We start from the raw sequence: 21,256 nt of genomic DNA on the forward strand, positions 1-21,256 counted from the left end.
CTGCAAATAAAACGCCGGGATCACTCCCGGCGCTTTTCTTTCACATCACCGGCTCAGCCTTTCGGCAGAGTATAGGCGATCACATAATCGCCGGGCTTGGTGCCAACAGAACCATGCCCGCCGGCAACCATCAGAACGAATTGCTGATCGCCGACCGTATAGCTCATTGGCGTCGACTGCCCGCCAGCAGGAAGCCGTGCTTCCCAGAGCTGCTTGCCCGAAGTCAGGTCATAGGCGCGCAGATAATCATCCACGGCTGCACCAAGGAAGGCAACGCCGCCTGCGGTGATCATCGGTCCGCCAATGCCCGGGACGCCGACCTTCAGCGGAAGTGGAACCGGTGACATATCGCGGATCGTTCCATTCCGATGCTTGTAGGCAATCTTGCCGGTTCGCAAGTCAACACCAGCGACATAACCCCATGGCGGCGTCTGGCAGGGAATACCGAGTGGGCCCAGGAATGGTCCCATGAAGACGCCATAAGGGGCGCCGTCGTTGCGGTTCAGGCCCTGCTCGCTTCCCTTTTCATCCTGTCCTTTCGGCGGAATGTCCGCGCGTGGAACGAGGCGCGAGGTGAAGGCGAGATAGGTCGGCATACCGAACATGACTTGCCGCACCGGATCGACAGCAACGCTGCCCCAGTTGAACACACCGAAATTGCCTGGATAGACAATCGTTCCGCGCAGCGAAGGCGGGGTATATCGGCCTTCATAGAACAGCTCGTGGAACTTGATACGACAAGCGAGCTGATCGAACATCGTCACACCCCACATGTCACTTTCGCGCAAGGGCGGCGGACTGAAAGTAAGATCGGAGATCGGCTGCGTCGGCGCAGTATGGTCCTCGGGTATCGCGCCTGTCGGAGCAGGAATTTCCCTGACTGGAATGATCGGCTCGCCAGTGCGTCGATCCAGAACATAGAGATCGCCCTGCTTCGTCGGTCCGACCAGTGCCGGAACCCCGTTGATTTCCAGCAGGACCGGCTGGGCTGGAACGTCCATATCCCATAGATCATGGTGAACTGTCTGGCGCACCCAGCGAAGCTGTCCGGTGTTCACATCGAGAGCGACGATGGACGAGGAAAACTTCTCCACATTCTCGCTGCGGTCCATACCAAGCTGGTCGGGCACCTTGTTGCCGAGCGGAACAAAGATCAGCCCGAGCTTCTCATCGACGCTTGAAACGGACCAGCTATTGGGTGAGTTGGTCGTGTAGTGCTCACCCTCCGGCAGCGGCGTGGTGACATCCGGATTGCCTGAATCCCAGTTCCACAGCAGTTGGCCGGTGCGGATATCGAATGCGCGAATGACGCCCGACTGTTCTTCCGTCGAATAATTATCGTTGACGGCACCGCCAACGATGATCTTGTCGCCGACGACCGCAGGGGGCGAAGTGGAGTAGTAATACCCTGCCGGATTGTACTTCATGCCGTGGCTGAGATCGAGAGTTCCACCATTGGCGAAATCCGTGCAGATTTCTCCGGTGGCCGTATCCAGTGCAATCAATCGCGCATCAGATGTCGGCAGATAGACACGCTCGGCGCATTTCGCTCCAGCCGTTGCGGTCGTATCTTTCCAGTAGCTCACACCACGGCAGGTCTGGTGCTGGCGGTCTGTATTGAAACCGACCTTGGGATCGAATTTCCACTTTTCCTTGCCGGTCGCCGCATCCAGCGCAATAGCCCAGTTATGCGGCGTGCAGAGATAGAGGGAATCGCCAATCTTGAGCGGCGTGACCTGATAGGTCGTTTCGCCCACATCCTGCGGCTGCTTCACATCGCCGGTCTGATACTGCCAGGCAACCTGAAGCTTGGAGACATTCTCCGGCGTTATCTGTGCCAGTGGCGAATAGCGCTGACCGTAAGGCGTTCGACCATATTGACGCCATTCACCATCGGGCATGTTGCCGCCAAGATCGGGCGTTGCAGCGACCTTCTCCGTCGGCAGGTCTCCGGCAATATTGTAGGTATCCTGTGTTATCGCATAGCCTGCGACCACGACTGCGATCACCGAGGCTGCAGCCAATGGCAGACCGCTATCGCCTGCTCCGTTATTCAATGGTTTCCTGATCCAGGGCGTCAGCATCCAGAAGCCGAGCAGCACGATGATGCCGCCGCGTGCGCCAAGCTGCCACCAATCGAAGCCGACTTCATAAACGGCCCAGCCGAGCGATCCAAGAATGACAAGCGCATAGACCCATAATGCTGTGGCGCTGCGCCGGGAAAGCAAAACGGCGGTCAGCAGAAAGCCGATCGCCGCGAGTATGTAATACCAGCTACCGCCGAGTGCGGCGAGCCAGATGCCTCCCGCGCCGAGCGCAAGCCCGATCAGGAAAAGAACAATAGAAGTTAACCAGATAAGCAAGACATTACCCCCTTCTAGCACAACCGGCATCCCGTCATATGTGCAGGGAAGCCGGGCGGATTAACCGCTCACCAATTTCGAGGCATTCCAGATATGGCCAGATATGGTCAGATATAGGTTGCAAGTCTTGCAGCAATCCGTGTGCCGCACAACTCCCTGCTGCCTACATATCCACATAGGCGAGCATGGAAAAAATCTAGGGAGCGGCAGAGTAATTCTTTCGCCGGAAAGGTCGAGAGGGACTGGTTTCAGTCCAAGCGGCATCCTTAATTAAGGCAGAGTGCCGAAAAGAAGCTTTGAGCTGTCAGAAGACGCGAAAGGTTGCGCGAATAGGCGTATTTTCGCCCATCAATTATGGCGAACGCATGGCAAAACTGTGTATATTCCGGCTTTCAGGAGGCTTTTCGGTGGCATCACGCAGAGCCGCGCATGATGAGGTGGCTATCGAGACGGCGAATTTCCTTCTCGACGGCTACCCCGCTTTCCTGCGCATTGATCCGCGAGAAAAGCATATCGAGACCCAGTTGCGCGATTTGCCGATAATCCTGCGCAACCGTCGTCAGCGGCGGACAGGTGAAGCGGCTGAGAGGATGGTCGTCGTGACCGGCGACACGAAGATCGCAGCCCTCTTCGCGTCCGACATGGCGCCGACGCTCGAATGCCGCGGAAATAACGCCAAAAGCCAGACGATCATTGGCACACAGAACCGTGCGCGTCGGAAACCCGCCGCGATCAAAAATCCGGCCTGCCTCCTGATAGCCCAGCTCCTCAAAATTCCAGTTCTTTGCTTCTATGGGAAGGACGATTGGTTCAACGCCAAGCCTTTCCATGGTTTCGATATAGGCCGAACGCCGTTCCAGCGCATTCTGGTTTACAGCCGGCATTTCGAGGAAACAGGGGTGTTCCCCCGTTCGATAGAGATACTCGGTAATATTCCCTATGCTCTGACGATTATCCGTGCCGACGAACGGCTGATCGTCGCTGATACGGCTGTCCAGGAAAACTGCAGGCGTCGAGTTCGACAGACTGGAAAGAAGCTTCTCATCCGTATCGAAACCGAGCGGAGCCATCAGAACACCCGCAATCTTGAGAGACATCAAGGTGCGCATCGCCCGCGCTTCGAGTTTTCTCTCACCATGAGATGACAGCACGATGGTCCAGTAGCCCTCCGCCAGACAGCGCATCTCGATCTGGCGAATGATTTCCGCGTAGAATGGATCGGATATATGCGGGACGATAACGCCGATGTTCTTCGGCTTCTTGCGATTGAGGCTGACTGCAAAAATGTTGGGCTGATAATTATAGTCTTTCAACGCCTTTTCGATACGAGCCCGCGTGGAAGGCTTTACGCTTTCAGGATTGTCGAAATATTTCGAGACCGTAGGACGAGACAATCCGCTTGCCGCCGCGAACTCTTCCATCGTCCTGATCTTCTGTTCGGTCATGCCCTGCTTTTCCCATTGGGATATCGAAGCGATTTTTCGGCGCCACCCACTTTTCTTTTCATGCGTAAATTTATTTCCGCCCGGAAGCAACAAGTTTCAACACATCAGTGATCAGTAGTCCACGCCTTCACGTGCTTTATGCAGTTCACGCCTATGTAACCTGCCCAAATTCAATCGTTATAATTTTTACACGTGAAAAATTTTATATTGACACACTGAACAAGCTCTAGCATGTCTAGGGGAGCTCAATCACGAGCTGAAGGCCCTGCCCTTCGGGAGGTTTGAAGTTGGCGACAACTGACGGACCAGCAGGAAAACCGTTGTTCATGTCCCATAGAAGGACGCCCCGGCGAGCGCCGGTCATTCGGAGGAAATCATGTTTCGCAAATCGCTCAGCCGTATTCTCTTTTCCGGTGTAGCTCTGGCAATGATGGCAGGTGCTGCATCTGCCGAAGGCATCGGCGCATCGCTTCTCACCCAGCAGCATCCTTTCGACATCTCGCTCGCTGACGCGATGAAGAAGGAAGCGCAGGCAGAAAATGTACCGCTGGAAGTCTCCATCGCCAATCAGGACCTGAGCAAGCAGCTTGCCGATGTGGAAGATTTCATCACCAAGGGCGTTGACGTCATCATCATCTCGCCGGTTGACAGCAAGGGCGTTCGCTCGGCCATCAACAAGGCTGAAAAGGCTGGCATCAAGGTCATTACCGTCGACGTACCGGCCAACAATGTCGATGTGACCTCCTTTGTGGGCACGGACAATTTCGCAGGCGGTGAAAGGGCTGCCGAACTGATGGCAAAGTCCATCGGCGAGAAGGGCAACGTCGCCGTGATCGATTATCCGACGGTTCAGTCGGTCGTGGACCGTATTGAAGGCTTCAAGAAGGGCATTGCCAAATATCCCGACATCAAGATCGTGGCGATCCAGCCGGGCATCACCCGTCCGGAAGCTCTTTCGGCTGCCCAAAACATCCTTCAGGCCAATCCGGATATTGTCGGCATCTTCGGTTTCGGTGACGACGCTGCGCTGGCTGCTGCCTCGGCAGTAAAGTCGGCCAAGCTTGAAAACCAGGTCAAGGTGATCGGCTTCGATGGCATGGAAGAAGCCCGCAATGCCGTCAAAAACGACCCGGTCATGGTCGGCGTTATCGCCCAGTACCCGGACCAGATGGGCAAGGTTGCAGTTGAAACCGCTGCCAAGGTCATCAAGGGCGAGGAAGTTCCAGCCAAGCAGCCAATCGTTCCGGGCGTCGTCACCAAGGACGGCGAAACCAAGTAACACCGCGTGAAACAGCGACACTCCTCCCAGTCGCTGTTTCCTATCTGCGTGCGGCGGCCCGGCGAACACCACACGCCTTGCCGCCGCCGCAACCCTTTTGAATTGCAGACTTCGCTCGGGATCGATCTTAAAATCCATTGCGAAACTGAATAACGGAGAGTGGAGGCCCCCAAAGTGACAGATACCGAGACAGCCACCAAATCCGAACGAAACGCTCTGCCGGATACGGTGCTTGAAATTCGCGATGTGGCGAAATCCTTCGGCCCGGTCATCGCGCTCAAGCGCATGAACCTGACCGTGCGTCGCGGCCGCGTGCATACGCTTCTTGGCGAAAACGGCGCCGGCAAATCCACGCTGATGAAGATTCTGGCTGGCGTTTTCAAGCCAACCTCCGGCACCATTTTGCTCAAGAGCGCGGCCTATACGCCGAAAGACCCGCGCGATGCCCGTGCAAATGGCATCGCCATCGTCTTTCAGGAATTGAGCCTGTCGCGCAATCTCAGCGTGGCCGAAAACATCTTCGCCAATCATGAGCCAAGCCGCTTCGGTTTTGTGCGGGAGCGCGAACTGAACGCCGCTGCCGACAAGCTCATCGATGAGCTTGGTCTGCCTGTCGATGCACGCGCAAAGGTTGGCGACCTGTCGATTGCCCAGCGCCAGCTCGTCGAAATCGCCAAGGGCCTGAGTCAGCCTGCTGACGTCGTCATTCTGGATGAGCCGACCTCATCGCTTTCCGACAGCGAAGCGGAAATCCTGTTTTCGATTATTGAGCGCCTGAAAGCCAGGGGTACAGCCGTCATCTATATTTCGCATCGCATGGAAGAAATCATGCGGCTTTCCGACGACATTACGGTCGTTCGCGATGGCGAATATGTAACGACCACCGAGAAGAGTGAGACCACGATCGAGCGACTGATCGCCCTGATGGTCGGACGTGAGATGAACGACATCTATCCGCCGCGCGAAGCGCCGAGACCATCGGCAAGCGTGCCGCCCATACTTGAAACGAAGAACCTCTCGGTTGCGGGCAAATTTAGCGATGTTTCCATCGACGTGAAACCCGGCGAAGTTCTGGGTCTTTTCGGACTGGTCGGTTCTGGCCGTTCGGACGTGATGAAGGCATTGTTCGGTATGCTGCGGCCCACGGGCGAAATCAGGCTCGACGGCAAAGCCATCACCCTCTCCTCACCGACCGATGCTATTCGCAACGGCATTGCTTTCGTGACCGAGAATCGCAAGGAAGAAGGTCTCGTTCTTCCGCACAGCGTTGAACGCAACATCAACATGGTTGGGCTCGGACAGCTTGCAGGGCCTTTCGGCCTGATGCGTTCCAGAGCAGAGCGCTCCGCCGCCAAGGCGGAAGTGCTGCGTCTTGCCATCAAGACCGCATCCATCGACACGGTTGCCGGGTCGCTTAGCGGCGGCAACCAGCAGAAGATCGTGCTGGCAAAGTGGCTGCAGACAAAGCCGCGCATCCTCATTCTCGATGAGCCGACACGCGGCGTCGATGTCGGCGCGAAATTCGAAATCTATCGCATCATCCGTGAACTTGCCGCCAATGGCGCGGCGATCCTGATGGTTTCCTCCGAACTGCCGGAAGTGCTGGGCCTGAGCGACCGCGTGGCCGTCATGCATAACAAGCATGTCGCCGCCATTGTCGATGCCGATGGCCTTACGCCCGAAACCGTCATGAGCTACGCAGCAGGAATGCACCTATGAGCAACGCACAAAATATTCAGAAGAAAGCCGTGGACGCGGAAGTCCGTCGTTCGCTTTTCTCCTCCCCGCTGGTTCGCCAGTATGGCGGCATCATCATTTCACTGGCCGTGCTCTGCGTGGTCTTCGCGGTGCTGAACCCGCGCTTTCTCGCCTTCAACAACTTCATGAACATCATGCAGCAGGTGGCGGTGATCGCCGTTGCTGCCTATGGCATGACCTATGTGATCCTGCTCGGCGAAATCGACCTGTCCATCGGCTCGATCATCGCAGTTTCCGGCATGGTGGCAGCGCAAGCCTTCGCCATGGGCTTCGGCTTTGTGCCGACGGTCGTTTTCACCCTTGCGGCGGGCGCCATCATGGGTGGCCTGAACGGCGTGCTTTCGGCAAAGCTGATGCTGCCCTCCTTCATCGTGACCGTTGCGACAATGGGCATCTATCGCGGCATGGTCAGCCTGCCGACCAATGGCGCGCCTGAAATCATCGAAAACGATACCTGGCTTGCCATCGGCTCGGAAAACTGGCTCGGCCTGCCGATCATCATCTGGATCGTCGGCATCCTGTTCATCTTCAATTATATCCTGCTGTCGAAGACCGTTTTCGGCCGCCGCATCTATCTTTCGGGCGGCAACAAGGAAGCGGCGATCTATTCGGGTATCCGCGTCGACCGCATCAAGATCATCGTCTTCATGCTCTCCGGCGTCATGGCAGCCATCAGCGGCATCTTGCTCTCATCACGCCTGTCCTCAGCACAGACCAATGCAGGCATGGGCTATGAACTCGACGCCATTGCGGCGGTCGTGCTTGGCGGCACCTCGCTTGCTGGCGGCGTCGGCACCATGGTCGGCACCATTCTCGGCGCGCTCATCATCGGTGTCATCAACAACGGCATGAACATGCTGTCGGTGCCCTATTTCTATCAGCTCATCGTCAAGGGCGTGGTCATTCTGGTCGCCGTCTGGCTGGACGTGCGCTCGAAATCCATGCGCACATAATCGCGGTGCACCTTATGAAAAAGATCATCACCATCGGCGAGATCGTCGTCGAAATCATGGCCGTGGAAACCGGCAACGGTTTCAAGACCGCCATCCCATTGATCGGGCCGTTCGCCTCCGGCGCGCCTGCGATCTTCATCGATCAGGTGGCCAAGATGGGCCAGCCTTGCGGCATGGTCAGCGCGGTCGGCAATGACGATTTCGGCGCGCTCAATGTCGAGCGCCTGCAGAAGGACGGCGTGGATGTTTCGGCCATCGGCGTGCATCCGACAGCCGCCACCGGTAGCGCTTTCGTGCGTTATCGCCCGGATGGCAATCGCGATTTCATCTTCAACATCAAGCACAGCGCATGCAGCGCCATCGGTCTGACGCCGGAAGCCGAAAAGCTGATCGAGACCGCCGATCATCTGCATATCATGGGCTCCGCCCTGTTCTCCGAGGGCATTGTTTCGGCGATCCACGAGGCGACGATCCGCATCAAGGCAAAGGGCGGCACTGTCTCCTTCGACCCGAATATCCGCAAGGAAATGCTGGAATTGCCGGGTATGCGCCAGGCACTGGCCCATGCGCTGGAAAACACCGACCTGTTCATGCCAAGCGGCCCGGAAATCTTCCTCTTCACCAAGGCGACTGAGGAAAAGGCCGCCGTGGAAGAACTGCTGGCGCGGGGCGTCAAGGCCGTTGTGGTCAAGCGGGGTGCGGAAGGCGCGAGCTATTTCGATCAGTCCGGCGAAGTTTTCGCGCCTGCCTTCAAGGTCGATGAGATCGACCCGACCGGAGCGGGCGATAGTTTTGGCGCGGCATTCGTTACCTGCTGGCTGCGCGACATGGCACCGAAAGAAGCCCTCGTCATCGCCAATGCCACCGGCGCACGCGCGGTCGGCGTCAAGGGACCGATGGAAGGCACCTCGACCATGGCCGAAATTGAAGCCTTCCTTCAGAAAAACGGAGTTCCAGCATGAGCAGCACGAATGTTCTGAGCGCACTTCCCGCCCGTTACGCCAGCGGCGTTCGCGGCGGCATTACGTCGATCTGCTCTGCGCATCCGCTGGTGATTGAAGCAGCCCTTCTTGAAGGCATCGCGACCGAGACCGACGTGCTGATCGAGGCCACCTGCAATCAGGTCAATCAGGACGGCGGCTATACAGGCATGACGCCCGCCGACTTCCGCCGTTTTGTGGAAGACATCGCCGCCCGTGTCGGCTTCGACACCAAGCGGCTTATTCTGGGCGGCGACCATCTCGGCCCCAACCCGTGGAAGCATCTGCCCGCCGAAGAAGCCCTTGCGAAGTCGGATGTGATGATCGACGCCTTCGTGCGCGCAGGCTTCACCAAAATCCATCTCGATACGTCGATGGGTTGCGCTGGCGAACCGGTCGCGCTGCCTGATGCCGTGACCGCCGGGCGCGCTGCGCGTCTGGCCAAGGTTTCGGAAGCAGCGGCCCGTGAAGCCGGATACGACCTGCCTGTCTATATCATCGGAACGGAAGTCCCGATCCCAGGCGGCGCGATGGAAGAAATCGAAGAGCTGGAGCTGACCAAGCCGGGTGCGGCGGTCGAAACCGTCGCCATTCACCGCAAGGCTTTCGCAGCACTCGGACTGGAAGACGCTTTTGCCCGCGCCATCGGTGTCGTGGTGCAGCCGGGCGTCGAGTTCGGCAACGAAAATGTCGTCTTCTACAACAGCGAAAAGGCGACAGCTCTCAGCGGCGTTCTCAGCGAAATGGCGCAATTCGTCTTTGAAGCTCACTCCACCGACTATCAGCCGGTGGAAGCGCTTTCCGATCTGGTTGATGACGGTTTCACCATTCTGAAAGTCGGCCCCGGCCTGACTTTTGCGCTGCGCGAGGCGCTCTATGGGCTCGACCAGATTGCGGCTTTCCTCGACAAGCTGCCGGAAGAAGAAACCCTGCGCGGCAAGATGGAAGCACTGCTGCTGGCCGAACCGAAGAACTGGGAAAAATATTACCACGGCGACGCGGAAGAACTGCGCCTGCAACGCCATTTCTCCTATAGCGACCGCATTCGCTATTACTGGCCGCATCCGGTCGCAACTGCTGCCGTGGATGCGCTTTTGAACCGTCTGGAAGGGCGCAAGATACCGGAAACGCTGATCAGTCAGTATCTGGGCACGCTTTATCCAGCAGTCGCCTCGGGTGAGATTGAAGCGACGCCCCACGCCTTGATGGTGGAGGCCGTCCGCAATGTGGTCCGGACATACGGCAAGGCTGTCGGAACCCACTGAAATCGAAAGGCGCGGTCAACACCGCGCCTTTCTTTTGCTCAGGCCTCTATCGGGCTTTTAAAAGCCTTGAGCCGCAAGGCATTGCTCAGCACGAAGATGCTGGAGAAAGCCATGGCGCCTGCCGCCAGAACCGGTGACAACAACGTGCCAGTGAACGGATAGAGGACACCCGCCGCGACAGGGATCAGCGCGACGTTATAGGCAAAGGCCCAGAACAGGTTTTCGCTGATATTACGGATCGTCGCCTTCGATATGGCAATGGCATTGACCACGCCGCGAAGATCGCCCGACATTAGCACCACATCTGCGCTTTCGATCGCAATATCCGTGCCGGTGCCAATCGCAATGCCAACATCGGCAGCAGCCAGTGCAGGCGCATCGTTGATACCGTCACCGACAAAGGCAATCCGCTTGCCACCTGCCGAAAGCCGCTTCAACGCTTCGACCTTGCCGTCCGGCAGCACTTCTGCAACGACTTCATCGATGCCGAGACGTTTTGCGATGGCTTCCGCCGTGCGGCGGTTATCGCCGGTGATCATGGCGACCTTCAGCCCCTGCTCGTGCAGGGCAGCAATCGCCGCTGGCGTGGTTTCCTTCATTGGGTCGGCAACAGTCAGGATTGCTGCCAGCTTACCATCGACAGCTGCATAGAGCGGAGACTGCCCTTCATCGCCGAGACGCTTCGCATCATTGGCAAAGACAGCAACGTCATGACCAAGCTTTGCCATGTAACGATCAGCGCCGATGGCAATCTCATGGCCGGACACATGAGCCTTCAGGCCAAATCCAGGTACGGCTTCGAAAGCCGATACATCCGCAAGCTTCAATCCCTTCTCTTTCGCTGCTTCCACAATCGCGTCGGCAATCGGGTGTTCGGAACGTGCCTCCACAGCCGCGACAAGCGCCAGAAGTTCGTCCTTTTCAAAGCCTTCGACGGTCGCGAAATGAGCCAGCGCGGGCTTTCCCTGTGTCAGCGTACCGGTCTTGTCGACGGCGATAACGGAAGCATCGCGCAAGGTCTGCAATGCGTCACCGCGGCGAAACAGGACACCGAACTCGGCTGCGCGGCCAGTGCCAACCATAATGGAGGTCGGCGTGGCCAAGCCCATGGCACACGGGCAGGCGATGATGAGAACCGCAATGGCGTTCACCAGCGCGTAACCCAGCATGCCTGTGCCACCGATCACAAGCCACAATGCGAAGGTCAGTGCTGCGGCTGCCATAACAGCGGGTACGAACCAGCCGGTCACCTTGTCGACCTTTGCCTGAATTGGCAGCTTGTCAGCCTGAGCGTCCTCGACCATGCGGATGATCTGCGAGATCACCATATCGCGGCCAACCTTGGTAGCACGGAAGGTGAAAGCGCCGGTTTTGTTGATCGTACCGCCGACCACTTCCGCGCCTTTTTCCTTGGCAACAGGCACAGGCTCGCCGGTAATCATCGATTCATCCACATAGGACGAACCTTCGATCACCTCGCCGTCGACCGGCACTTTCTCGCCGGGGCGGACTTGTACGACGTCACCAGCGCGAACATCTTCCAGCGGCACATCGATCGTCTCGCCATTACGCACCACACGCGCCGATTTCGCCTGCAGGCCAACCAGCCGGCTGATAGCCGCACTGGTGCGTCCCTTGGCACGCGCCTCCAGATAACGCCCGATCAGGATCAATGTGACGATGACGGCGGCGGCCTCGAAATAAACATTCACCGTGCCTTCCGGCAGCACACCGGGAAGGAAAGTCGCGACCACCGAATAGCCCCATGCCGCGAGCGTGCCAACCACGACGAGCGAATTCATGTCAGGCGTGCCGCGCAACAGCGCCGGAATGCCTTTCTTGAAAAAGCGCAATCCCGGACCGAACAGAACCAGCGTGGTGAGCACAAGCTGCAGATACCAGCTGTTCTGCATGCCGATCCTGTCCATGACGAACATATGAACCGCAGGGATCAGATGCGAACCCATTTCCATAACGAAAACAGGCAAGGTCAAAACGGCAGAGAGAATGACGCTTTTCTTCAGTTCTGCCGCTTCAGCATCCCGCTTCTCGGACTGGGTTTCCTGCTTGACGTCGCTCTGCGCGTCACCCAGCGAACGCGCCTCATAACCTGCCTGTTCAACCGCCTTGATGAGTTCGGAGGGCTGTACCGGCCCGGCCAGTTCCACATGGGCACGTTCAGTTGCGAGATTAACACTGGCGCGTGTTACGCCCGGCACAGCATTCAGCGCCTTCTCAACCTTGCTAACGCAGGAAGCGCAAGTCATGCCTTCAATAGCGAGATCAATGTTCCCTGCCGGGACATCATAACCCGCCTTGCGAATGGCATCGATCACCGACGGCAAATCCGGTTCGCCCTTGAAAGTCACGTCGGCGCGTTCCGTTGCAAGATTGACGGAAACCTTGTCGACGCCCGGAACTTTGGACACGGCTTTTTCAACGGATGACACGCAAGACGCGCAACTCATCCCTTCGACGGGCACTGGAAAACTGATGGTTTCGTGATTAACAGGCTTGTTCATGGCAATCCCTTTCATCGCCCGGAAAGGGCATAATTCGAGAGTTGCTCCTTAGATAGGCCTTCCCACCGTTGGAAGGTCAAGCCCTTTTTAAGGCGAGGTTCGATTTGGACTTTTCGTTTGGTGTTATGGCTTTTCGAGCGCCGCTCAATAACAGGTGGGCGATGCCCTAAATCGGCAATCTGTTGTGTGCCGCAGGCATTTCCAGACCGACATTGCTGCGATTCTGGATAAAGGAATGCACGTCTCCGGCAGGCATTGGCCGCCCGGTCAGGAAACCCTGCACCTCACCAAAACGCTCGGTCTTCAAACGTTCCAGCTGTTGTGCGGTTTCCACGCCCTCAGCCGTCGTGACAATATTGAAGCCCGCACCGAGCGTTGCCACAGCCTGAATGATGGCCAGATCGCGGGTATCGACTTCGATCCCGGAAACGAAACTGCGATCAATCTTGATCTTATCAAATGGGAATGATCGCAAATAGCTCAAAGAGGAATAGCCAGTCCCGAAATCATCCATCGCGATACGAACACCCAATCGGCGAAGTTCGAACAGCAACTCGATATTGTTCTTGCTGTTCGACAGGAAGACCGACTCCGTGATTTCAAGCTCAAGCCTGTCGGGTGAAAGACGTGCTGCTTCCAACGCATCCGTGACGGAATTCAAGAGCGTGGTCTGACTGAACTGGACCGGTGAAAGATTGACCGAGACTTTTATGTCCTCCGGCCAGAGCACAGCTTCCCGACATGCAGTCCTTAGAACCCAGTCGCCGATCGGTCCGATGAGCCCGGTTTCTTCTGCCAGCGGAATGAATTCCGCCGGTGAAACCATACCGCGATCAGGATGACGCCAGCGGATCAGCGCTTCAAAGCCGGAAATCTTGCCGCTCTCAAGATTGAAAATCGGTTGATAATGCAGTTCAAACTGTTCATCCAGCAGAGCCTGACGAAGTTCGCCGGTCATGACATAACGCTTCTCCGCCGCCAGGCGCAGGGAGTGCTGATAGAACCGGAATGTACGGCGTCCACCTGATTTTGAAGCATAAAGCGCGAGATCGGCATTGCGCATCAGCACATCGGGGTTGTCTCCATGCAATGGCGCCTGGGCGATGCCCATGCTGCAGGCGACGAATTCTGAATTGCGCACCAGTTCGAACGGATCCTGAAAAGCAGAAAGGATACGGTCAGCGAACATTGCAATTTGTGCCAGCGTCCCGCTCCGGTAGACAATGGCAAATTCGTCGCCTCCCAGCCGGGCAATGAATTCATCCGAAGTCGTGATCTGCTTCAGTCGACGCGCCACTTCCTGCAAAAGCTGGTCGCCAGCCTGATGCCCGATATTGTCGTTGATGTTCTTGAAATGATCGATATCAAGGTAGAACAAGGCAAAAGGCTCGGAATCCCCGCCTTTTTTCAACAAACTCTCTACATGGTGAGCAAAATAGGCGCGGTTCGGCAAGCCTGTCAGACTGTCATGCATGGCAATATGTGCCATGCGTTCCTCAATCTCACGCCGTTCGGTTATATCCTCAACGAGCCCGATCAAATAGCGGGGCTCGTTGCCCTCGACCGGTGGGATCGAACATTTTATGATCCGCATCGTTCGCGACGTTCCGTCCTTGCGCTCGATCTTGCGTTCGACGTTCAACACGCCCCGACGCCGCATCGCCGTGCGATCTTGCTGGATGATGACGGTTGCCTCGCGTTCAGGGAAAAGATCGAGGTCGGTCGAACCGATGGCTTCGTCTACCGGCTGTCCGCTCGCCGCTGATGCGGCCTGATTGTAGAGCACATACCGACCGTCATCGTGCATATCCTTGACGAAGACACCAAGCGGCAGATTGTTGACGAGGCTGTCCAGCAGGGTTTGGGCGTGGTTTGCCTGACGATTGGCTTCTGCCAACTCTGTCCTGTCCTGAACAATGGCGAGAATCGCTTCCTTGCCGTCAAACAGCACCTGACGTCCGTAAGTCAGAACGTCAATGATTTCACCATTCGCGCGCAGATGCTGCCAGCGCTCCGGTCGTTCAAGGTCGCTGCGATCACGAATGGCAGCCAGCATTCGATCCCGTTCTGTCTGGGGTCGAATATCGAGCACTGTCATGCCCGGAATTTCATCAGCAGTGTATCCATAGAGCCGATAGGCAGCGTCATTCATCACGATGAAATGCAGCGTCTCCGGGTCATAAACCCACATCGGTGTCGGATGGGTTGTGAAAAGGATGCGGAAGTCCTGCTCGGACGTGCGCGCCATCGTGCCTTCCGTCGAAGCTGAAGCGCCCCTCCGCTTCCTCATCGTAAATCCCTCATCCAACTGATCCTACTGGATAATCTCGATCCACCCTATAAGTGGACCGTCAAGTTTCATGGCACCATGAGTAACACGCGGAAGATGCACCCCGAACATAGATTAAAGCCGAGAATTTTAATAAACCATATACAAATTGAGGGTCGATTTAAGGATTTTCTTTAAAACTGCATTTTTCCATCGCTTGACCGGCTTCAACTTCCAGCCTATGCCTAAAGACGCAAAATTCGTTGGGGTGCCTTCGAAGCAATATCAGGAAAAGTGCCAAGCAGTTTTCCGTCCGATGTTGCGACACAAAAGGCTGAGAGACGCTGATCGCGTTAACCCATTGAACCTGATCCGGGTAATACCTGCGTAGGGAACGGAGTTTGACGCGTCGCAGCCGAGGGTTTCCCTCATCGGAGTTCAAGCTCCAAACAGGTTCATGACGTCTCATTTTTCCGTTCGGAATGAGAGACGTGATGATGGACCAAAAAAACAGTTTCTCCCGAACCACATCAAACGGCAGTGCGGCATTCGTGCCCATATGCGTGACTATTGCCGGTTCCGATAGTGGTGGCGGAGCTGGCATTCAGGCCGACCTCAAGACATTCTCGGCGCTCGGCGTCTATGGTGCGAGCGTCATTGCCGCTGTGACCGTGCAGAACACCTGCACGGTGAGCGCGGTGCACGATATCCCACCCGCCATCGTCGCAGGGCAGATCGATGCCGTCTTCAGCGATCTCGATGTAGCGGCGGTGAAGATCGGCATGGTTTCCGTGCCCGAAACCATCGAGGCCATAGCGCGGGGCCTTGCGCATTTCTCCGGCCCTGTCGTACTCGACCCGGTGATGGTTGCAAAATCCGGCGACCGGCTTTTGAGCGAAAACGCCATTGCGCTTTTGCGTCAGAAACTGGTTCCGCTGGCCACGCTGCTGACGCCCAACCGGCCTGAAGCGGCCTGCCTGCTCGACAGCGATCTGGCTCGCGACGATGTAGACGCCGAAGAACAGGGGCGTGCCTTGCTCGAACTCGGCGCGAAAGCTGTTTTGATGAAGGGCGGCCATGCGGAAGGCGAAATCTGCGTCGACCTGCTGGTTCGCCGCGATCAGCCCACGTTGCGTGTTGAGGCACCGCGTATCCGGACCGCCAACACCCATGGCACGGGCTGCACGCTCTCCTCAGCCATTGCTGCAGAGCTTGCCAAGAACCTGCCGCTCGAAAAAGCAGTCATTGCAGCCCATGCCTATCTGCAAGGGGCAATCCGCGCCGCCGATGCGTTGAAGATCGGACACGGCCATGGGCCTGTTCATCACTTCCATAATCTCTGGAAAGTTCACTCAGAGGAGGCAATGTGATGCGCGTCACCATCATCGGAGCAGGTGTCGCCGGTCTAGTGTGCGCGGCAGAATTTCACGATCAGGGACATGCCGTCACTGTCATTGCCAAAAGCACTGAGATCGGTTCCGACAGCTGCTCATGGTTTGCAGGCGGAATGCTGGCACCATGGTGCGAAGGCGAGAGCGCGGAAGAGCCGGTCGTTCGTTTGGGACAGGAAGCGATCGGCTGGTGGGAGCGGCACGTTTCGACAGTCCATCGCAAGGGTACGCTTGTACTCTCGCACACACGCGATGCGACCGAACTGCGCCGCTTCGCCCGCCGGACGGAAGCATTTGACACCATTGATCAAGACCAGATCGATACGCTGGAACCAGACCTTGCCGGCCGTTTTCGGCAGGGACTTTTCTTTGCGGCAGAAGGCCATCTCAACCCGCGCCAGACACTGATCGAGCTCGCCGAAAAACTGCAGAAGAAAGGCGTGGTCTTTCATCTGGGGCAGGATGCGAAAGACGTCAAAGTCGAGGCCGACATTACCGTCGATGCACGCGGTCTTGCAGCGCGTGATCAGTTGCAGGACCTGCGCGGCGTCAAGGGTGAAATGCTGGTTGTGCGCTCGCGCGATATCAATCTCAAGCGACCCATACGCCTCCTGCATCCGCGGATTCCGCTCTACATCGTGCCACGCGGCGACGGCGTGCACATGATCGGCGCGACGATGATCGAAAGCGATGAGCGGGGTGGCATCAGCGTGCGCTCGACGCTGGAACTCTTGAGCGCCGCTTATGCCTTGCATCCGGCCTTCGGCGAGGCGGAAATTCTCGAAACCGGCGTCGATGCGCGCCCGGCCTTTCCCGACAATCTGCCCCGCGTAAGACGGCGGGGCAAAACCGTCTATGTCAACGGGCTTTACCGCCACGGCTTCCTGCTCTCGCCCGCCGTGGCGCGCATGGCGGTTGCGAGCGCGACCATGCCGGAGGATGCGCCAGAGCCCAAACCAGAATTTGTGGAGGACTATGCATGACGATCGTGCTGAACGGTGAGGTCATCACCACGGCAGCCGCCAATCTGGCGGCGCTGCTCGCCGAAATCGAACTGGATGAAGCGGTTGTTGCAACCGCGCTGAACGGCGAATTCGTAGCAAGCGACGAGCGCGCAGCCGCGGCTCTGTCGGCTGGCGACCGCATCGAAGTTCTGGCCCCGATGCAGGGAGGCTGAGATGCTGGAATTCTACGGACAAAAATTTGAAAGCCGCCTGCTGCTCGGCACGGCGCAATATCCATCGCCTGCCATATTGGCCGATGCGGTGCGCGCTTCGCAAAGCGATATCGTCACCGTCTCGCTGCGTCGTGAGAGTGGCGAGGCTCGCGCCGGACAGGATTTCTGGGCGCTTATCCGGGAGCTGGGCGTAGCCGTTCTGCCCAACACGGCAGGCTGCCACACGCCGCGCGAAGCGGTGACCACGGCAAAAATGGCGCGCGAAATCTTCGGCACCAACTGGATCAAGCTGGAAGTGATCGGTGATACCGACACATTGCAGCCAGACCCGTTCGGACTGGTCGAGGCAGCGCGCGCACTCTGCGACGACGGCTTCGAGGTCTTTCCCTATATGAATGACGATCTGGTCGTCGCGGAAAGGCTCATTGAAGCTGGCTGCAAGGTGCTGATGCCCTGGGGGGCGCCGATCGGCTCGGGCCGAGGCCTCAACAATCCTTATGCGCTGAAGACCATGCGGGCGCATTTCCCCGATATTCCGCTTGTTGTCGATGCCGGCATCGGCGTGCCGTCCCACGCGGCAGCAGCGATGGAGCTGGGCTTCGACGCCGTGCTCATCAACACCGCCGTCGCCAAGGCTGGCGATCCCGTCGCCATGGCACGCGGCTTCGCGCTTGCGGTCGAAGCCGGGCGGCTTGCCTTTGAAGCCGACGCCATTGAGGCCCGCGACATGGCCGCGCCGTCCACCCCTCTTCTCGGAAAGGCATTTTTGTGATGGCCCTCGATCCGTTCTACCCGATCTTCGATAGCGCCCAATGGCTGGAGCGTATGGTGCCGCTCGGCATCAAGCTGGTGCAACTGCGCGTCAAGGATAAGAGCGAGCCGGAGCTGCGCAGTGAAATTCGCGCCGCACGGGAAATCTGCCTTGCGCATGACTGTCAGCTGATCGTCAACGACTACTGGAAGGTGGCGCTGGAGGAAGGTTGCGACTTCATCCATCTCGGGCAGGAAGACCTCGACGATGCCGATCTCAGTGCCATTCGTGGCGGTGGCTTGAAACTGGGTGTTTCAAGCCATGACGAGGCCGAACTGGACCGTGCCTTGTCGGTGAAGCCTGACTATATCGCACTCGGCCCCATCTATCCGACCATTTTGAAAAAGATGAAGTGGCACGAGCAGGGTCTGCCGCGCCTTGGACAATGGAAAGCGCGCATCGGCGACATTCCGCTGGTGGGCATCGGTGGCATGAGCGTTGAACGCGCACCCGGGGTTTTCGAAGCAGGCGCCGATATCGTTTCCGTCGTCACCGACATCACCCTCCATGCCGACCCCGAAAGCCGCCTGCGCCAATGGATCGAAACCACGCGCACTTATGCAGGCCATACTCTGGAGCAGACCCTATGAAAAAGACCGCCTTCGCCGCCCTGTTCGGCCTCGCCCTCACGGCTGCCACTTCGGCTCACGCTAACGACAAGCTGAAGCTCATTCTCGACTGGTATGTGAACTCCGATCACGGCCCCATCATCGTCGCCGACAAGCTTGGCTACTTCAAGGATGCCGGGCTGGATGTGGACATCGTCGCACCTGCCGATGCCTCCACGCCCACCAAGATGGTGGCGGCAGGGCAGGCGGATCTCGCCATTTCCTATCAGCAGCAGGTGCATCTTCAGGTGCATGAAGGCCTGCCGCTTATCCGCGTCGGCACGTTGATCGACTCGCCGCTCAACTGCCTGATGACCAGAGACGACGGATCGGTGAATTCCATCGCCGATCTCAAGGGCAAGAAGATCGGCTATTCGGTCGCCGGAACCGAGGAAACATTGCTCGGCACCATTCTCGGCCAGCACGGCGTCAAACTCTCGGATGTCGAGCTCATCAATGTGAATTTCTCGCTCGCGCCATCGCTGATGTCGAAGCAGGTCGATGCGGTGATGGGCGCCTATCGCAATGTCGAACTGAACCAGATGGCTGTCGAAGGCGTGCCCGGAAAATGCTTCTTCGTCGAGGAAGAAGGCGTGCCGGTTTATGACGAGCTCGTCTATGTCGCAGCTTCCGACAAATTGGACGCGGCGGAAAAGGACAAGATCGCACGCTTCCTCTCGGCTACCGAGAAGGCCGCGCAGTATATCGTCAATCACCCGGAGAAGAGCTACGACGTCTTCGCATCCTATAGTTCCGAACTCAAGGACGAGCTGAACCAGCGCGCCTGGAAAGACACGGTCGCCCGTTTCTCCCGCTCGCCTGCAAGTCTCGATTACGGACGCTGGAGCCGCTACGAAACCTATCTCAAGGAAAACGGTCTCGTGCCTTCGGTCCTTCCGGTCGAAAAATTCGCCATCGACGTCAACGCGGAAGGGAGCAAGTCATGAGCCAGCCGCAACCGCATTATTCATCCGAACTGTTCACGCGCCTGCGCGCCGCGACGCTTGATGACTGGAAGCCCTATATCGATCATGAATTCGTGCGCGGATTGGGTGACGGCACGTTACCCAAGGCGGCCTTCCTGCATTATCTCCGTCAGGATTATGTCTATCTGCACCACTATACCCGCGCCTTCGCGCTCGGCGTCGTCAAGGCCAACACACTGCAGGAAACACGGCTCTGCGCCCAGATCATGCATGGTCTGGCCGTCACGGAACTGCCGCTCCATGTCGGCATTTGTGCCCGCGAAGGGATCAGCGAAGACGCGCTCTACGCGACGAAGGAAGAACCGGAAAACCTCGCTTATACGCGCTATGTGCTCGACTGCGGACAGGCGGGCGATTTCCTCGACCTGCTGACGGCGCTCGTGCCCTGCGCACACGGCTACGGCGAGATCGGCCTCAACCTTGCCGTGACCGCCCTGCCCGGTACGCCTTATCAAGAGTGGATCGACACCTATGCGGGGCCCGACTATCAGGACATGTGCCACACGGTCGGCAAGCTGTTCGATCAGGCTGCAAAGGACCGCATCGGCGACGACTTTGAGAAAAGCCCGCGCTGGCCAAGGCTCTGCCAGATTTTCGCGACGGCAAGCAGGCTCGAAGCCGATTTCTGGTCTATGGGCTTGAAGGCCGGATAGTGAACGAAGCACTCCCGAACCGAAGTCGAAAAAGGCGTGCTGCCGACGGTTTACTGTCGGCAGCCATAGCGCTTGCCATCTGGCAGGCGGTGGTGAGCATCGGCCAGATGCCGCGCTTCATCCTGCCCGGCCCGCTGGATGTGGTGCAGTCACTGATCGGCAATGCCGGGCTGATTGCCGAAAACGCTGCCGCCACTATCGGCGAAGTTCTGGGCGGTCTGGTGCTCGGCTGCGCAGTTGGGATCGCAACCGCCATTTGCCTGATGATGTCACCGCTGGCGCAGCGGCTCGTCATGCCCGCCATGGTGTTCAGTCAGGCGATCCCAATCTTCGCGCTCGCCCCCATTTTGACTTTGTGGCTTGGCTACGGTCCCGCATCGAAGATTGCAGTCACAGTGCTGATGATCTTCTTTCCCGTCGTTTCGACATTCTTCGACGGCATGCGGCGGACCGACAGCAGCCTTATCGACGCAGCGGAAATTCTCGGTGCCGGACGCATGGCGATCCTGTTTCGCATCCGCATCCCATCCGCCTTTCCTTCGCTGGCGTCGGGTCTGAGCCTCGCCGCAGTCTATGCGCCCATCGGCGCTGTAGTCGGCGAATGGGTGGGCGCATCGAAAGGTCTCGGCTATCTGATGCTGCTCGCCAATGGACGCGCCAAGGTGGATCTGATGTTCGCCTGCCTGTTCGTGCTGGCGGCCTTCACCATGCTGCTGCACGGCACGGTTTCGCATTTCGCCCGCAAGCTTGCTGCCTGGCCTAAAAAAGCCGCATAGAAAAAACCGGCGGTTTCCCG

The 21,256-nt window shown here is 57.9% G+C and carries 17 protein-coding genes and 1 riboswitch; of the genes, 13 read left to right on the forward strand and 4 right to left on the reverse strand.

Translation table 11 applies throughout. From position 1 onward, the window contains the following. Window positions 1-53: 53 nt before the first annotated feature. A complete protein-coding gene (locus FG152_RS09290; protein WP_043062445.1) occupies window positions 54-2,363 on the reverse strand; it encodes a glucose/quinate/shikimate family membrane-bound PQQ-dependent dehydrogenase in 2,310 nt (769 codons plus the stop codon). Between the two features lie 413 nt (window positions 2,364-2,776). Beyond that, complete coding sequence (locus tag FG152_RS09295) at window positions 2,777-3,808, reverse strand: LacI family DNA-binding transcriptional regulator (RefSeq protein ID WP_010658064.1); 1,032 nt, start codon at window positions 3,806-3,808, stop codon at window positions 2,777-2,779. A gap of 376 nt (window positions 3,809-4,184) precedes the next feature. On the opposite strand from FG152_RS09295, the gene FG152_RS09300 reads away from it, so the two are divergent. The 5 genes from FG152_RS09300 to FG152_RS09320 all read left to right on the forward strand — a co-directional run bounded on the left by FG152_RS09300 (window position 4,185) and on the right by FG152_RS09320 (window position 10,043). After that, window positions 4,185-5,087 carry a substrate-binding domain-containing protein gene (locus FG152_RS09300; RefSeq protein WP_498986037.1) on the forward strand — a complete coding sequence of 301 codons (903 nt, stop codon included), beginning with the start codon at window positions 4,185-4,187 and terminating at the stop codon, window positions 5,085-5,087. 174 nt (window positions 5,088-5,261) lie between these two features. After that, a complete protein-coding gene (locus FG152_RS09305) occupies window positions 5,262-6,806 on the forward strand; it encodes a sugar ABC transporter ATP-binding protein (RefSeq protein ID WP_029925855.1) in 1,545 nt (514 codons plus the stop codon). After that, entirely contained in the window at window positions 6,803-7,798 is a 996-nt protein-coding gene (locus FG152_RS09310; protein WP_029925857.1) for an ABC transporter permease, read from the forward strand. The genes FG152_RS09305 and FG152_RS09310 overlap by 4 nt, the downstream gene beginning before the upstream one ends. Before the next feature lie 14 nt (window positions 7,799-7,812). Further along, window positions 7,813-8,760 carry a tagatose kinase gene (locus tag FG152_RS09315; protein ID WP_029925859.1) on the forward strand — a complete coding sequence of 316 codons (948 nt, stop codon included), beginning with the start codon at window positions 7,813-7,815 and terminating at the stop codon, window positions 8,758-8,760. Then, on the forward strand, window positions 8,757-10,043 hold the full coding sequence (locus FG152_RS09320) for a D-tagatose-bisphosphate aldolase, class II, non-catalytic subunit (RefSeq protein ID WP_029925862.1): 1,287 nt from the start codon (window positions 8,757-8,759) through the stop codon (window positions 10,041-10,043). Before FG152_RS09315 ends, FG152_RS09320 begins: the two co-directional genes overlap by 4 nt. Window positions 10,044-10,081: 38 nt before the next feature. Here FG152_RS09320 and FG152_RS09325 read toward each other — a convergent pair whose 3' ends face one another. Both FG152_RS09325 and FG152_RS09330 read right to left on the reverse strand, forming a co-directional pair. Then, window positions 10,082-12,565 carry a heavy metal translocating P-type ATPase gene (locus FG152_RS09325; RefSeq protein ID WP_029375860.1) on the reverse strand — a complete coding sequence of 828 codons (2,484 nt, stop codon included), beginning with the start codon at window positions 12,563-12,565 and terminating at the stop codon, window positions 10,082-10,084. Between the two features lie 166 nt (window positions 12,566-12,731). Further along, complete coding sequence (locus FG152_RS09330) at window positions 12,732-14,855, reverse strand: putative bifunctional diguanylate cyclase/phosphodiesterase (RefSeq protein WP_029375859.1); 2,124 nt, start codon at window positions 14,853-14,855, stop codon at window positions 12,732-12,734. Between the two features lie 233 nt (window positions 14,856-15,088). Next, window positions 15,089-15,245: riboswitch (TPP riboswitch) on the forward strand. Window positions 15,246-15,331: 86 nt separating this feature from the next. On the opposite strand from FG152_RS09330, the gene thiD reads away from it, so the two are divergent. Genes thiD through FG152_RS09370 form a run of 8 tightly spaced genes read left to right on the forward strand, consistent with a single transcriptional unit; the run spans window position 15,332 to window position 21,236 of the window. Beyond that, on the forward strand, window positions 15,332-16,204 hold the full coding sequence (gene thiD, locus FG152_RS09335) for a bifunctional hydroxymethylpyrimidine kinase/phosphomethylpyrimidine kinase (protein WP_010658056.1): 873 nt from the start codon (window positions 15,332-15,334) through the stop codon (window positions 16,202-16,204). Further along, window positions 16,204-17,208: an FAD-dependent oxidoreductase gene (locus tag FG152_RS09340; protein ID WP_029925865.1), complete on the forward strand. Its 1,005-nt coding sequence runs from the start codon at window positions 16,204-16,206 to the stop codon at window positions 17,206-17,208. Before thiD ends, FG152_RS09340 begins: the two co-directional genes overlap by 1 nt. Continuing rightward, the gene (gene thiS / locus FG152_RS09345; protein WP_029925868.1) at window positions 17,205-17,402 is read left to right on the forward strand and encodes a sulfur carrier protein ThiS; all 198 of its coding nucleotides are present in this window, start codon (window positions 17,205-17,207) and stop codon (window positions 17,400-17,402) included. Before FG152_RS09340 ends, thiS begins: the two co-directional genes overlap by 4 nt. Window position 17,403: 1 nt before the next feature. Continuing rightward, the gene (locus FG152_RS09350; RefSeq protein ID WP_029925870.1) at window positions 17,404-18,174 is read left to right on the forward strand and encodes a thiazole synthase; all 771 of its coding nucleotides are present in this window, start codon (window positions 17,404-17,406) and stop codon (window positions 18,172-18,174) included. Continuing rightward, a complete protein-coding gene (locus tag FG152_RS09355) occupies window positions 18,171-18,803 on the forward strand; it encodes a thiamine phosphate synthase (RefSeq protein ID WP_029925873.1) in 633 nt (210 codons plus the stop codon). Before FG152_RS09350 ends, FG152_RS09355 begins: the two co-directional genes overlap by 4 nt. Next, window positions 18,800-19,768 (forward strand): ABC transporter substrate-binding protein, encoded by a 969-nt coding sequence (locus FG152_RS09360; RefSeq protein ID WP_029925876.1) that lies wholly within the window; start codon window positions 18,800-18,802, stop codon window positions 19,766-19,768. Before FG152_RS09355 ends, FG152_RS09360 begins: the two co-directional genes overlap by 4 nt. Continuing rightward, on the forward strand, window positions 19,765-20,460 hold the full coding sequence (gene tenA / locus FG152_RS09365; protein ID WP_029925877.1) for a thiaminase II: 696 nt from the start codon (window positions 19,765-19,767) through the stop codon (window positions 20,458-20,460). The genes FG152_RS09360 and tenA overlap by 4 nt, the downstream gene beginning before the upstream one ends. Next, window positions 20,460-21,236, forward strand: coding sequence for an ABC transporter permease (locus FG152_RS09370; protein WP_029925879.1), 777 nt, complete (start codon window positions 20,460-20,462; stop codon window positions 21,234-21,236). Before tenA ends, FG152_RS09370 begins: the two co-directional genes overlap by 1 nt. Window positions 21,237-21,256 lie beyond the last annotated feature (20 nt).

The organism is Ochrobactrum sp. XJ1 (assembly GCF_024701725.1).
Lineage (GTDB): Bacteria > Pseudomonadota > Alphaproteobacteria > Rhizobiales > Rhizobiaceae > Brucella > Brucella anthropi.

What these genes read in the sequence shown, in the direction of transcription:
- FG152_RS09300 (WP_498986037.1), top strand. Translation starts at nt 4,185, where the DNA reads ATGTTTCGCAAATCGCTCAGCCGTATTCTCTTTTCCGGTGTAGCTCTG.
- FG152_RS09310 (WP_029925857.1), top strand. Translation starts at nt 6,803, where the DNA reads ATGAGCAACGCACAAAATATTCAGAAGAAAGCCGTGGACGCGGAAGTC.
- FG152_RS09320 (WP_029925862.1), top strand. Translation starts at nt 8,757, where the DNA reads ATGAGCAGCACGAATGTTCTGAGCGCACTTCCCGCCCGTTACGCCAGC.
- FG152_RS09350 (WP_029925870.1), top strand. Translation starts at nt 17,404, where the DNA reads ATGCTGGAATTCTACGGACAAAAATTTGAAAGCCGCCTGCTGCTCGGC.
- FG152_RS09325 (WP_029375860.1), bottom strand. Translation starts at nt 12,565, where the DNA reads ATGAACAAGCCTGTTAATCACGAAACCATCAGTTTTCCAGTGCCCGTC.
- tenA (WP_029925877.1), top strand. Translation starts at nt 19,765, where the DNA reads ATGAGCCAGCCGCAACCGCATTATTCATCCGAACTGTTCACGCGCCTG.
- FG152_RS09360 (WP_029925876.1), top strand. Translation starts at nt 18,800, where the DNA reads ATGAAAAAGACCGCCTTCGCCGCCCTGTTCGGCCTCGCCCTCACGGCT.
- FG152_RS09295 (WP_010658064.1), bottom strand. Translation starts at nt 3,808, where the DNA reads ATGACCGAACAGAAGATCAGGACGATGGAAGAGTTCGCGGCGGCAAGC.
- FG152_RS09330 (WP_029375859.1), bottom strand. Translation starts at nt 14,855, where the DNA reads ATGAGGAAGCGGAGGGGCGCTTCAGCTTCGACGGAAGGCACGATGGCG.
- thiD (WP_010658056.1), top strand. Translation starts at nt 15,332, where the DNA reads ATGGACCAAAAAAACAGTTTCTCCCGAACCACATCAAACGGCAGTGCG.
- FG152_RS09315 (WP_029925859.1), top strand. Translation starts at nt 7,813, where the DNA reads ATGAAAAAGATCATCACCATCGGCGAGATCGTCGTCGAAATCATGGCC.
- thiS (WP_029925868.1), top strand. Translation starts at nt 17,205, where the DNA reads ATGACGATCGTGCTGAACGGTGAGGTCATCACCACGGCAGCCGCCAAT.
- FG152_RS09340 (WP_029925865.1), top strand. Translation starts at nt 16,204, where the DNA reads ATGCGCGTCACCATCATCGGAGCAGGTGTCGCCGGTCTAGTGTGCGCG.